Origin of the sequence: Bacteroides ndongoniae, assembly GCF_900108345.1 — a bacterium.
Lineage (GTDB): Bacteria > Bacteroidota > Bacteroidia > Bacteroidales > Bacteroidaceae > Bacteroides > Bacteroides ndongoniae.
In genome coordinates, this window is the sequence record NZ_FNVV01000014.1 from 1,337,923 (window position 1) to 1,352,527 (window position 14,605).

A 14,605-nucleotide genomic window follows, 5' to 3' on the forward strand; every position below is an offset into this window, starting at 1 on the left:
TTCAGCAAAGGCGACATCGATAACGGGGAGAATTAGAAAAGATTCACTGGTTTCACCTATAAAATCCAGACTTACCCCGTGAAGTTTCACCACAACCACCTAGCAACAAACAACTTACGGTGAAACATACGAAAAAAGAAATCTGCTCCGTAAAATCGCGGTGAAACTAGCGGTGAACCATCACCTTTCACCATATCTTACTGTCATTCAACGACGAAAGACAACGATGAAGGCGTGAAGGATAAATCGGGAAAAACAGTTCTCAACAGGGAGAAAAGGCGGATAAAGTCCATAGTTGACGTCCGAAAGTTTCACTTTACGACCGTCAAGTGCCTCTTTACAAACAGAAACAACCATCCGCCCCCAAAGAAACAGGAAGTAATGCGATGACACACGACAAATAATGTCGGACAATCGGACAAGCAATGCCAGAGTGCCCAATAAGCAATGTCAGACTGGAACACAAGCATGGCTCGTGAGCCACGCAAGTGTTGCTCGCGAGCCGTGCAAGTGTCGTTCGCAAGCCGTGCAAGCACGGCAGAACACACCGGTTTCACACCCCGCATACCGCTTACGGAGAAAATAAACCAGCGAAAGTTTCGCTATCTACGCATTTTTTACGTAGCTTTGTGAAATACTAATTGGTTCCTTAACTCTTTACAAGAAAAAACGATGTCAATATGGAGCAGGCTCATGGGATGGAAAAACGCCGGAGACACCAACAAAGTCGCCGGCAAGGAGAATGTGCCGCCACCCGATGAAGCCCCACGTTACACCATTGTCGATGTGGAAGTCGGAGTAAAAGACCGGAAAATACACGACATCGGAGCACTGCGGCACGACGGCGCCACCTTTCACAAAGCCTCGAAGAAGGAGTTGTTCGACTTCCTGCGTGATACTGACTACATCTGCGGACACAACATCATCCACCACGATGCCCGATACCTGTTTGCCGACACCACCGACCGCCGTCCGCTGGTAGATACCCTCTACATGTCGCCCTTGCTGTTTCCCGAACGTCCTTATCACAAACTGGTGAAGGACGACAAACTGGTAAACGACCAGATGAATAACCCGGTGAACGACTGCCTGAAAGCCCAGAACCTGCTACAGGACGAGATAGCGCAATGGAACCTACTGCCGGAAAGCAAACGCCAGATCTATGCATCACTGCTGAAAGGCCAAAAGGAGTTTGAGGGTTTTCTGCGTATGGTAGGAGCCCGACCGACGGAAAAGGACACGGCTGAAGCCATACGAAACCTGTACGAAGGAAAAATCTGCGGACATGCCGACCTGAACACCCTGATAGAAAAGTACCCGTGCGAACTGGTATACGCCCTGGCGCTGATCGACACCACCGACCATCGCTCCATCACTCCGCCGTGGGTGCTCTACCAGTATCCGCTGGTGGAACACGTCATCCGCCTGTTGCGGCATACCCGCTGCAACGAAGGCTGTACGTACTGCAACAGCCAGTTGGACATATTCCGCAATCTGAAAAACTTCTTCGGCTACGACCAGTTCCGCACCTACGAAGGCGAACCGCTACAGGAACAGGCTGCCGATGCGGCAGTCAAAGGCAAATCGTTGCTGGCCATCTTCCCTACCGGCGGAGGCAAGTCGCTCACCTTTCAGCTGCCTGCCCTGATGGAAGGCCGCACCGTGCATGGGCTGACGGTCGTCATCTCGCCGCTTCAATCGCTGATGAAGGACCAGGTGGACAACCTCGACGAACGGGGCATTACCGACGCCGTAACCATCAACGGCCTGCTGGACCCCATCACAAGGGCACTGTGCATCCAGCGGGTGCTGGAAGGTGAAGTGTCGCTGCTGTACATCGCCCCCGAAATGCTTCGGTCGAAGACCATCGAAAAGATTCTGCTGGCACGCCACGTTGTCAGGTTTGTGATAGACGAAGCCCACTGTTTCTCGTCGTGGGGACAGGATTTCAGGGTGGACTATCTGTACATCGGCAAGTTCATCCGCAACTATCAGGAAAAGAAAGGCTGCAAGACGGCCATCCCCGTGTCCTGCTTCACGGCTACAGCCAAGCAAAAGGTAGTGCAGGACATCTGCGACTACTTCAAGCAAACATTGGATTTGGACTTGCAGCTGTTTGCCTCGACGGCATCGAGAAAGAACCTGCGCTACTCCGTGATACATGCCGACACGAACGAGGACAAATACTCCAAACTGAGAAGTCTGGTAGCCGAGAATCCGTGTCCGACCATCGTCTACGTATCGCGCACCAAGCGCACCCGCGAACTGGCAGTCAGGCTGACCCGAGACGGTTATCAGGCCCTGCCCTTCAACGGCAAGATGGATGCCGACGAGAAAGTGGCCAATCAGGATGCCTTCATGAACGACCAGGTACGCATCATTGTAGCGACTTCGGCTTTCGGCATGGGAGTAGATAAGAAAGACGTAGGTCTGGTGGTGCATTACGACATCTCGGACTCGCTGGAGAACTACGTGCAGGAGGCTGGACGTGCCGGTCGCGACCCTCACCTCAACGCACGCTGCTACGTGCTGTATAGCGACAACGATCTGGACAAGCACTTCATTCTGCTGAACCAGACCAAACTGAGCATCAGCGAAATACAACAGATTTGGAAAGCAGTGAAGGACCTTACCCGCCAGCGCATGAGGGTATGCTGCTCGGCATTGGAAATTGCCCGCAAGGCAGGATGGGACGACTCGGTATCGGACATCGAAACCCGGGTGCGAACGGCCCTGGCTGCTTTAGAACAGAGCGGATACTTGGTTAGAGGAAACAATGTGCCCCATGTTTACGCCACGGGCATCACGGTCAACAACATGGACGAAGCCCGACAGCGCATATCGGCTTCGGTACTGTTCGGTAGCGACGAAATAGAGAAAGCGGTCAGAATCATCAAATCGCTGATTTCGCAAAAACACATAGCCAAGGCACAGGATTCGGAAGCAGAATCGCGCATCGACTATCTGGCCGACATATTGGGGCTGAGCAAAGGCGAAGTGTTGTCGGCTGTAGAACGGATGCGACAGGAAGGCATTCTGGCAGACAGCAAAGACATCTCGGCTTACCTGCTTGATGCCGGCAGTTCGGAACGAAGGTCAGGACAGTTGCTCGAACGCTTTGCAAAGCTGGAAAGGTACATTCTGGACAACATACCCGACGCCACCTGGCGGATATCGTGCAAACAGCTGAACGACAATGCCATCAATGCAGGAATAGGCACATCCAGAGAGAAAGATATCCGAACCCTGCTTTATTTCCTCACCATCAAAGGTTATACCCGCAAGAAAGAAGACGCGGCACACAACCTGGAAATCAGCCTGCGGGTCGACAGGGAAGCCCTGCTGAAGCGTTTCGAAAGGCGGCTGGAAATCAGCCGGTTCGCCATCGAATGGCTATACCGTCTGGCTGCCGAAACCGGAAAAGAGGCTTCGGACGAACAGCAGGCCATCCAGTTCTCGGTGGTGGAACTGCTGAACAGCATCAAAGCCAACCCGCAACCCCTCTTCAGCGGACTGGACGAACTACAGTTAGAGGACGTAGAAGAAGCCTTGCTCTACCTGTCGAAAATCGGCGCGCTCAAGCTCGAAGGTGGCTTTCTGGTGCTCTACAACGCCATGGACATCAAAAGACTCAAAGACAACAAGTCGAGATACAAGCAGGACGACTACCGGATGCTGAACGAATTCTACAAGCAAAAAATACAGCAGGTACACATTGTAGGCGAATATGCCAACCTGATGGTGAAAGACTACAACGCCGCCCTGCAATACGTGCAGGACTATTTCCAGATGGACTACAAGAAGTTCATTGCCAAATACTTCAAAGGAGACAGAGTCGGCGAGATACAGCGCAACCTGACACCCGGCAAATACCGGCAACTGTTCGGCCAGTTGTCCCAGCGGCAGAGAGAAATCATCTCCGACCGAGACTCACGCTGCATCGTGGTGGCGGCAGGCCCCGGAAGCGGAAAGACACGGGTATTGGTTCATAAGCTGGCCTCGCTGCTGTTGCTCGAAGACGTCAAACACGAACAACTGCTGATGCTGACCTTCTCACGAGCAGCGGCAACGGAATTCAAGCAACGGCTGATGGAACTGATCGGCAACGCCGCCCACTTTGTCGAAATAAAGACCTTCCATTCCTATTGTTTCGACCTGTTGGGACGGATAGGCAATCTGGAAGAAGCTAAAAACGTAGTAGCCAAAGCTGCCGAAATGATAGAACAGGGTGAAGTGGAACCCAACCGAATCGGGAAAACGGTACTGGTGATAGACGAGGCACAGGACATGAGCGACGAAGAATATGCACTGGTGCGTGCCCTGATGGCCAATAACGAAGAAATGCGCGTCATTGCAGTGGGCGACGACGACCAGAACATCTACGAATTCCGCGGTTCGGACTCGGAATACATGTACCGCCTGACCAAGGAAAGCGGCAGTCGGTTTATCGAAATGACCGAGAACTACCGAAGCGCACGCCATCCGGTCGGTTTCGCCAACGAATTTGCCAAAGTCATCCGAAAAAGAATCAAAACTACCCCTATCCTCTCCATGCGAGAAGAAGACGGACGGGTGGAGGTGACACACCACTACTCGGCCTATATGTATCAGCCACTCGTCGAAGACCTGATCAGTCACCGTGGAAACGGTACCTCGTGTGTGCTGACCCAGACCAACGAAGAAGCCGTCATCCTGGTAGCCCTCTTGCGGAAACATGGCATCAGCAGCAAACTGATACAGACGATGGACGGCTTCCGCTTCTGGAACATGGCCGAGATGAGATACTTCCTGAAGTACATCGACAAACAGGTAAAAACGCCCCTCATTCCCCTAGAAACGTGGGACGAAGCCAAGCGTGCCACCTTTGCGACATACGAAAGAAGCCAAAGCCTGACATACGTGAAGCGGTGCGTGGAACTGTTCGAACAGACCAGCCAGGCAAAATACGTCAGCGATTTCAAGGAGTTTGTGTTTGAATCGTCGGTCGAAGACTTTTGCGACGTGTCGGGTGCTGACGTTGTCGTATCGACCATCCACAAGGCAAAAGGACGTGAGTTTGACGACGTCTACATGCTGATAGCCGACAACTTCCAGAAAGACGACCGACTGATGCGGCGATATTATGTAGGCATGACCCGCGCCCGGAACCGGCTGTTTATCCACACCGACGGCGATTGCTTCAGCCAACTGCCTGCCGACCAGCACCTCACCGACTCACGCCAGTATAGCATGCCCGAAGAAATTGTGCTGCAACTCTCGCACAAAGACGTTTTTCTGGGATACTTCAAAGACCTCAAACGGGAAGTGCTGGCACTGAGAAGTGGAGACAGCCTGAAGTACAAAGACTTTACGCTGTACGAAACATCAGGCAACAAGCCGGTAGCCCGACTGTCGACAAACATGCAAACAGTAATATCGGAATGGAACAAGAAAGGCTACGAAGTAAAGTCTGCCTCCGTCCGTTTCGTTGTGGCCTGGAAGCCTAAAGATGCCCCCAAAGAAGAACCGGAAACAGCTGTTCTGTTGCCCGAGCTGGTGTTGTCGCGAGGATGAACATTGTTTCGTTCTTCCTTATAAATAAGCATTGCGTAAAAATCTTCAGTCCACTGCATAAAATGTAGTAAACGAAATAAAATGAAACTATTGAATATCAAAACCTTAAAAAAGATTTTCTATAAAAGCAAAACAGTAAATACCGACGTCAGGTATTATAAATTCATCGTAAAAGGGAATGATAAAGGAGGAGTACTGTACGCTCCCGATAGCTGGCCCTACCCTATCGCAAGAGACGGACAGGAAGTGAAAAACTGGGAATCGCTCGTCGTAGAATTAAGAGATGGAAAATATCGCCCTTTCCACATGTGTATAGGTGGAGCCAACATGGTCAACCAAGCTCTGAAGGATTTATTACAGTCGTACGTCACCTCTGCCAACGACATAGAGTTTCTACCTGTCAAGGCCATCAGCAAGGAATATGGCAATCAGATATATTACATCATGCACTTCAAAAAGATATTCGACGTAATAGATCCCCAAAACACCCTCTATGTAGAAGGAACAGATACGATTCTTAAACTAAAACTCGACTATAATAAGGTGAAATCACTAAATGTCTTCAACTCTCAACCCGTCATTAACGACATTATCGTATCGGATGAAGTCCGCAAAAGTATCCAAAAGAACAAACTTGACTTTGGATTAGAATTCATGCCAATATTTTGTGGGAAATAAAGAAAGAACAAACTTAACAGAATAAAAACAGAAACGCGGCTGCCTCAAGTTTCCTTGAAACAGTCGCGTTTCTTATTGTATAATGTACTGCTTAGAGGGGCTATTTTACTTCCTCAAAATCAACAGTATCTCTGTATGAGCAACTTGCGTGAACGTGTTGCAAATATAGCGGAAACCCGAAAATAAGCATCCATAAGCAACCACAGCTCTTTACTGCAAAAGTACAGATTTATTTGATAAATATCGTGATATAAACACATAATAATCAAATCAATGGGGCGATTTTAACAAAATATCCGGTTTTATCCCTATCTTTGTATATGATATTGGGAAATTGTACCCTAATAACAAAAAGAAAACGATGCAAATTCATAACAATACATTGATTGCGGAATGCTCGTCTTACGATTTCAAGGAAATGCTGGAACGTAAGAAAGTAAAGTCATGGCTTAAATCTGTGTCGGCTTTTGCCAACACGGACGGTGGCAGTTTGTTCTATGGAGTAAATGATGACGGAGTGATTGTAGGTTTGGAGAATCCGCAAGCAGATGCTGACTTTATCAGTGAAATGATAAAGGCAAGACTTGACCCAGTACCAGAGGTACAACTTATTCCGATTGAACATGAAGGACGTAACCTGCTTGAAGTAAGAGTAAAGTCAGGAACGCTGACACCATATTATTATTATCAAGACGGAACACGTACAGCTTATACACGAGTTGGTAATGAAAGTGTGGAATGCAATTCGCAACAACTTCTTTCATTGGTATTAAAGGGTACGCACATGACTTGGGATTCGCTGCCTACACAAGTGGATGCCAACAAACATTCTTTCGTTATCTTAGCCAACACTTTCCGCGAACAAACCCATCAGGAATGGAATGATAAGTATTTGGAATCATTCGGACTTGTCACATCTGACGGGAAACTGACCAATGCCGGATTGCTGTTTGTGGATAATTGCACTGTATTCCAATCACGTATTTTCTGCACCCGTTGGACAGGACTTTATAAAGACGATGCTATCAGTTCCGTGGAACATCGGGCAAATCTTGTATTGCTTTTGAAATATGGTATGGACTTCATCAAGAATTATACTATGAGCGGATGGGTGAAGATGCCGAACTATCGACTTAACCTTCCCGACTATTCCGATCGTGCAATCTTTGAAGGGTTGGTAAACCATCTTATCCATAGAGATTACACAGTAATGGGTGGTGAAGTACATATTGACATCTATGATGACCGAGTAGAATTGGTATCACCAGGAGCAATGCTTGATGGTACACAAATTCAAGACCGGGACATATACAAAGTGCCGTCCATGCGCCGTAATCCAGTTATTGCGGATATGTTTACTCAATTGGACTATATGGAGAAACGTGGTTCGGGCTTAAGGAAAATGCGGGAACTTACGGAAAAACTGCCTAATTTCCTTCCGGGCAAAGAACCACAATATCAAACGGAAGCAATTTCTTTCTATACCACATTCTATAATTTGAATTGGGGAGAGAACGGAAGGATACCTATAGAGGAAGTTGCCAACAGGGTAAATAGTAGCCTCGAAAAGTACTCTATCGATGAAGAATCTTCGGTGAAAACTTTCGGTGATTTACAGAAATCTTCGGTGAAAACCTTCGGTGATTTGCAAAATTCTTCGGTGAAACAAAAGCGATTGGGACGGACAGCACAAAGCATTCTTGACCTTGTTATATCAGATGGCTCTATATCTCAAGATAAGATGGCGGAAAAAATAGGAGTCAGTAAACGAGCCATTGAAATGCAGATTGCAAATCTAAAAGCCAAAGGTTTGCTTGTCAGAGAGGGAGCAGATCATGGTGGCTATTGGCGTATTGTAATTAATCCTAAAGCAGAAGAATAGACCTATGGGAATATATCTTATACCACTTTGTGTTATAGTTGCCATTTTGGTAATCGCCTTTTTGTTTGCTTCTTTACAGCAAGTAAAACATAAAACTCGATATATAGTGCTTTATGTAATAGCCATAATCATGCTATTTGCCGTTATTCCTATCAATGAATATTTGACTAAGTTTACGCAAATTTCAAGTGAAGAATACCTGCTTATTTTAATATTCGATATTGCGGTGGGATATTTTTGTATGTACATTGCCGGTTTGCTGAAATTCAATCTTCTTAAACAAAAAAATCAAGCTTTAGAAAATGCCTTGACAGAAAAGCAACAAAAAAATGTAAATGCTCTATTAAAACATCAAAATGAAAAGCAAAAATCACTTCTCAAAGGAGAACTTGAATGGTTAACAGACAAAATCAAAGTATTTACTGAGGAAGAGCAGAAAGCTATTCTTGCCTGTGCCTGCGCATTTGCAGAACATGACTTGATCATCGCTCCATCAATATCTATTCAGCAAAAAGATACATGTAGTCAGCAAGACCTTATGTATTTTGTTTGTTCTGCTTTTTTCAATATGGGAAAGAAGCGTAATGATATTGTAAGTTTCTTATATAAAGTTTTATGAATGTCCGCAAGTTGCCAATTAGTAAATTCTATGTTTGAAGTCCGCCCTATAGGAACACGCACAAAGTTCAAGCCTTTCAAAGAGGCTACATCCGAAATACCTTCTGTTGAACTTGTAGCAGAACTCGTTGAGGTAGAGCTGGAGGAACTCCGCTTTTATGTCATGGTAAGTGTCCAGTATGCTCCTCTTGGCGTTGCTGATGACAATGTGTACCCATGGCAGGACTTTCCCGACACTCCTTTTGTCGTCCGTAACGACGGCATGATGGGAGGATGCCACCCCGTCCTTTCCAAGAGAGGCATAGCTGCTGAACCCGTCCGTGGTCATATCGGCATTCCCGTCCGTTCCTTGCCTAATCTTGCCGGTAATGGTGGAAGCCTTGAAATCATCGATGACCTGCATCTTTATATGCCCGACACTCTTGGGCGTACTGTACTTCTTGGCCGGAGGCGTCTTTGGCAGGCTGCTTTCCGCCATGACAAGGACAGGGGTCTTGCGCTGGCTTCCCCGTCCGCGCTTCAACGGGCAATCTTTCTGTTCTTCGGGCGTTTCCGTGGAGAAGAAGCCCTCGTCAACCTCCATGTCCCCATGGAGAGGGTAGCGTCCGTCGCGCTTGCCCATCACGTCGCGCAGCTTGTGTACCATCTCCCATACAGGCTGGTAACGCTTACGGCCAATCTGGCGCTGTATCTCCTTGGTGGATATGGCACGCTTTGTCGCCGTCAGAAGGAACATGGCAGCAAACCAGTCACGAACAGGCAGATGACTGCCTTGCATTACCGTACCGGAACGAAGTTGCATCTCATGTTTGCAATCCATGCACGTCCAGGACTTGTGGCTCGGATTCCAGCTCAGGCGCAAACCGCCGCATTGACTACAGAACAGGCCATGATGCTCACGGAAACGGCGAAGGGCTTCCTCACAGGATGCCTCGTCGGGATATTGACGGTAAAAATCAAGCAGGTTCATAATGCATATGTTTATTGTCTTACGTTTTATATCCTGCATAAAGTGTTCCAAAACATGCCTGTGGGGCAATTGGGCAGTTTAAACTTTGCTAATTTGGTAACATGCGGACATTCATTTAAAGTTTTTCCTATCTATTTTCCTGCCGGAGAAAGTGTATTGGCTAAAAAAATGCCGGGACAGGAAAGGGTAAAAGAGAGAAGGGATAAAGAAAATATATGAGATATCAAATAAACGACAGAATTGTGAATATATAGTCTAAAACTTTTCTTTTTTGAAAGTTTATGGGATATCCTCATATTATTTCATTTATTTTGCACATAATTAAAATATATAAAATAATAAGAAGGGAAATGACAATATAATGGCAAATTAAATAGAACTAAAGTAGTCCTTGTAGAATGCGACTTGATTAACAAGTGATTGGCAGAAAAGGATAGAGATTAGATGATACTCGTAGATAAAAAATCTACAATTTATTTACTTAATATATACATGTGCAATGTTATTTTGACGCTGCATAACATGATTTACTAAGAAATATGACGAGACGAAAGATTAAGATAGGGCTTGTGGATGCCGACCTGCTTTGTAATGGGACGAGGCACCCTAATCTTGCACTATTAAAGATCGCTGGATATTTTAGAGATAATGGCTATGTGCGGGGCTATACCGATGATGCCAATTGCTACGAATTAATTACGAATGAAAGTAACTTTGAGGAGCTAAAGAAGTATAACTATTTCTATGTTTCTTGTGTCTTTACTTTTACCATTGATAATCCCCCACTTGTACTAACTACCCTCCTCAATGATAAAAAATTATCAAAGCGTGTCCGTATGGGTGGAACAGGCACTTACGCAAATCTTTCTGAAGAGCAAGGCTTTGCAGAGAAACGTGAAGAAGATATGCTCAAGTTAGAAAAGGATGCTTTCTTGAATACTTTGAAGAATAAGTCGGGTAGTTACGGAATAGACATGCAGATACAGATGCCTGACTATCATCTGTATGATGATTTCATCAGTGCAATGGAGAACGTGAAGGCATCGGATGTATATTACAAGGATTACAAAGAATACTCCATTGGTTTCCTAACACGAGGTTGCTTCCGTCGCTGCCCATTTTGCGTTAACAAGTTGGAACGCAAGGTTATGCCTTATTCTAAACTCAGTGATTTTCTTGACAACGAGATTGACGAGAAAACTGGGAAACTAAAGCGTCCATATATTTATCTTTGGGATGATAATTTCTTAGCATCACCCAACTGGGAGTCTTTGCTCGACGAATTGATAGCAACGAAACGTCCTTTTCAATTTAGACAGGGACTTGACGAACGATTGATAGCTCAACATAAACGTGGAGAAGATATAGCAAGGAAATTGGCCAGTGCCAATTATCATGGAGATTTCATCTTTGCTTTTGACAATTGGTCTGACCGCAAGGTTATTGTAAAAGCACTTAAAATATGGAAATACTATTGTCCCAAGAAAGAAACCAAGTTCTACTTATTTTGTGGTTTCCGACAGTCTATGAAAGACTACAAGAAGTTTCAATTGGATGTGGCTGAAATCTTTATGCGTATCTGTGTGCTGATGAGATATGGATGTCTTCCGTATATCATGCGACATGAGGATTACAAGAAAGCACCTCTATCTAACATTTATGTGCAGATAGCTAGATGGTGTAACCAACCTGGTTTTTTCCGTAACTTGTCGTTCTGGCAGTTCTGTTATAAAAATCAAACTTTTTGGGAAGAACATACCCTTGGCCGTGAACCGTCAAAACTTAAAACTTATGAGGAGTTCTTGGAAGACTATAATAATGGATATTATGATGAAATAGGAATTTCCACCCCTCTGAAAACTGTTGTAGATTTCCTGAATCAATTCAAGGAACATAAAGATTTGTTTTTATCTTTTTTCAATATGTCGTTTAAGCAGATGATAGATTCTAACTTATGGTATCGTGATACCGAGATAATACTGGGAGGAGTAAAATTTACCCTTAACACCGACTTTTGGGATAACTTAATCGGCAACAGTGTATACGAGCAAGTCTTATTGAAGGCATTCTATACACATAAAGATGTGAGTCTTTTGGAGGATGAGAAGAAAAGTAAATTGCTGTTAGAGGTTCTAAAAAAACACAAATGTAGCGAGATATTGAAAATTATTAAAGATGGCTTTGAGCCAGCGAAAATCGACAAGAAGGATATATCGCAGTTTAGCGATTTCAGAGATGCATATTATACTGTACCGTATATGCTTCAAAATTGTGGGTTAAAAGATGTTGATTACTCAAAAATGGGTTATATGCTACGAGCCGAAAAGCGTAAGGATGTTGCCGATAAGAAATATGGTGAGAATCACATGAAAACAGCTGCACAGTTGGGACTTTGCAGATTTGAGAGGTGTCGTGGAAATGCCAATGCTCTAGGTAGTTGCTTTGTTAAATTAAGTGAAGCAGATAGAAGAAACATTCTTCCAAAATTATGTTTGTATATACCTTTCATTCAGAACTATTTTATAGCAGGAGCCACAGATAAAGTTCGTGATGAAATACTTAGCATATTGTCTCATACCACTCAGGTAAGAAGACGTTCTAATGTTAATACTATCATTCATACAATAAAGGAATCAATAGATTATGAGCTTTAGGGATTTACATATTAAACCATGTTATGAATCTGGTGTAGATGATATAATAGAAGATTATTATGTGCCTGTCCTTGGTGCTGCGATGCGATATGACAGGATTACAGGATTCTTTTCATCTACATCCTTAGCTGTGGCTGCTCGCGGTATAGCCGACTTTATTGTTAATGGTGGTAGGATGAGACTTATTACAAGTCCAAGGCTGAATAGAGAAGATATTGATATTGTCAAGAAGATAGTCGCAGACGATTCCTCTCTTACAATGTCTGATTTTGGAATTGATTTGGACAATCTTGAAAATGAATTTGAGAGAAACCACGTAAAGGCACTTGGTTGGATGCTCGCATCAGGCTTACTAGAAATGAAATTAGCTATTGTCTTTAATGATGATGGTAGTATCTGTGACAATGAAACTATATCCGAAAAAGGATTATTCCATCAGAAGGTCGGAATACTAAAGGATACAGAAGGAAATGAAATGTCGTTTAGTGGTTCTATTAACGAAACCGCTTCAGCATGGGTCAATAATGATGAAGAATTTAAGGTGTTCAAGGAGTGGACGGATGCACGTGAGTATTTTGTGAGAGACAGAAAACGATTCAATGAAATATGGAATGACGAGCGAAAGAACGTAAAAGTCTACAATCTCCCGTCAGCCATAAAATCAAATATTATCCACTATTCCTCTGACTTCGATAAGGAAAGCATCTCTTTAAAGAAATATCGTACTATCCGATTAAGGGAATTTGACTTTAAGAACGACAAGAAATTATTTTTCTATCAGGCTGATGCATTAAATAAATGGAAGGCGAATAATTATAAACTACTCTTTGAGATGGCAACTGGTACTGGAAAGACCAGAACAGCCATTGCTGGGATTAAATATCTGAATCAAACAAGGAAACGGCTTATTACAATTATAACTACTCCGCAAAATACGCTTTCTAAACAATGGAAAGATGAAGTGGATGCTCAGAAACTTACTTTTGATGAAAATGTTATTATTGATGGTTCTGTGCCTCAATGGGATAGATTGCTGGTTAAATTACTATTAAAGAATGGGGCGGGTATGGCTGATCATATCTGCTTATATACAACACACAATACCGCTTCTTCTGATAAATTCACGAACGCTATTCAGCAGAATCTTCAAAATGGTACAGATGTTTTGTTCGTAGGTGATGAAACTCATTGGCTGGGAGCGCATAAATTCCAGCATGCATTGTTACCTTGTTACAAATACAGGATCGGACTTAGCGCTACTCCAAGCCGTTGGTTTGACGATGTGGGTACTGCCAAACTTGTAGCTTTCTATGGGAATGCGAATTTCGAGTTTACTATCAAAGATGCATTAACGGAATACAACCCGATGACAGGTAAACATTTCCTTGTCAATTACCATTATCTCATCTCCAAGGTCTCGCTTGATGAAGATGAAACTGAAGAATACAAGAATATTTCAGCGAAGATTAGTAAATTGTGGAACTTGAAAGATAATACCCCAGATACTACTATAACATTAGAGCGGTTGATAGAGAAAAGGGCAAACATCATCAAGAATGCCTCCGCAAAATATAATCAATTGGAGATAATTCTTGATGAGTTACAAGCAAAAGGTAGAATAGAAAATTTAATCATATTTGTCTCTCCCCAACAAATGGTGGAGGTGCTTAATATCCTTGCGTCAAGAGAAATCATTTTTCATAAGTTAACCGAGAAAGAAGGAACCAAAGTAGAGAAACGTTTTGGAAATAAGTCTGAACGGGAGCATATCATATCAAAGTTCAAATCTAGAGACTATCAGGTAATTGTTGCTATTAAATGTATGGATGAAGGCATAGACATTCCAACGGCAGATGTGGGAATATTGATGGCATCCAGTACAAATCCACGTGAATATGTTCAGCGAATAGGTCGTATTATCCGCCAGAGTCCTAACAAACATTCGGCAGTGCTATACGATATCTGCGTTGATACGGTACATTCTGTGGGAGATGATTATGCTGAATTTGAACGCAAAATAAGAGCGAAAGAACAAATACGTCTCAAAGAAATTGCGGCAAATGCAATCAATTCAATAGATGCGTTAACAATAATAAATTCATTAGATTAATATGGCTATTAACAAAAAGATCCTAGTAAAGATAGCAGAAAAGACGAAGTCTGATATTGCTATGCAGAAGAACATCAAGAGCGTACTTTCTGGTATAGAAGAAGGCCGTCAAGGTAAACGAATTATTGACAAAATAATGA

7 protein-coding genes are annotated in these 14,605 nt (G+C 44.0%); 6 read left to right on the plus strand and 1 reads right to left on the minus strand.

Annotated features, from left to right (window positions below; genetic code table 11):
• Nucleotides 1–672 precede the first annotated feature (672 nt).
• From BQ5591_RS16350 to BQ5591_RS16365, 4 genes are all read left to right on the plus strand, one after another.
• The gene (locus BQ5591_RS16350; protein ID WP_071150119.1) at nt 673–5,553 is read left to right on the plus strand and encodes a RecQ family ATP-dependent DNA helicase; all 4,881 of its coding nucleotides are present in this window, start codon (nt 673–675) and stop codon (nt 5,551–5,553) included.
• An 81-nt stretch (nt 5,554–5,634) separates the two neighbouring features.
• Nucleotides 5,635–6,231 (plus strand): imm11 family protein, encoded by a 597-nt coding sequence (locus tag BQ5591_RS16355; protein WP_071150120.1) that lies wholly within the window; start codon nt 5,635–5,637, stop codon nt 6,229–6,231.
• Between the two features lie 361 nt (nt 6,232–6,592).
• On the plus strand, nt 6,593–8,113 hold the full coding sequence (locus BQ5591_RS16360; protein WP_071150121.1) for an RNA-binding domain-containing protein: 1,521 nt from the start codon (nt 6,593–6,595) through the stop codon (nt 8,111–8,113).
• 4 nt (nt 8,114–8,117) lie between these two features.
• Nucleotides 8,118–8,732, plus strand: a complete 615-nt coding sequence (locus BQ5591_RS16365) for a hypothetical protein (protein WP_071150122.1) — start codon at nt 8,118–8,120, stop codon at nt 8,730–8,732.
• An 18-nt stretch (nt 8,733–8,750) separates the two neighbouring features.
• Here the strand turns inward: BQ5591_RS16365 and BQ5591_RS16370 are convergent, their stop codons facing one another.
• A complete protein-coding gene (locus tag BQ5591_RS16370) occupies nt 8,751–9,701 on the minus strand; it encodes an IS1595 family transposase (protein WP_071150123.1) in 951 nt (316 codons plus the stop codon).
• A gap of 539 nt (nt 9,702–10,240) precedes the next feature.
• Between BQ5591_RS16370 and BQ5591_RS16375 the strand changes: the two genes are divergently transcribed.
• Nucleotides 10,241–12,355: a radical SAM protein gene (locus tag BQ5591_RS16375; RefSeq protein WP_071150124.1), complete on the plus strand. Its 2,115-nt coding sequence runs from the start codon at nt 10,241–10,243 to the stop codon at nt 12,353–12,355.
• Entirely contained in the window at nt 12,345–14,465 is a 2,121-nt protein-coding gene (locus BQ5591_RS16380) for a DEAD/DEAH box helicase family protein (RefSeq protein ID WP_071150125.1), read from the plus strand. The genes BQ5591_RS16375 and BQ5591_RS16380 overlap by 11 nt, the downstream gene beginning before the upstream one ends.
• The last annotated feature ends 140 nt before the right edge of the window (nt 14,466–14,605 follow it).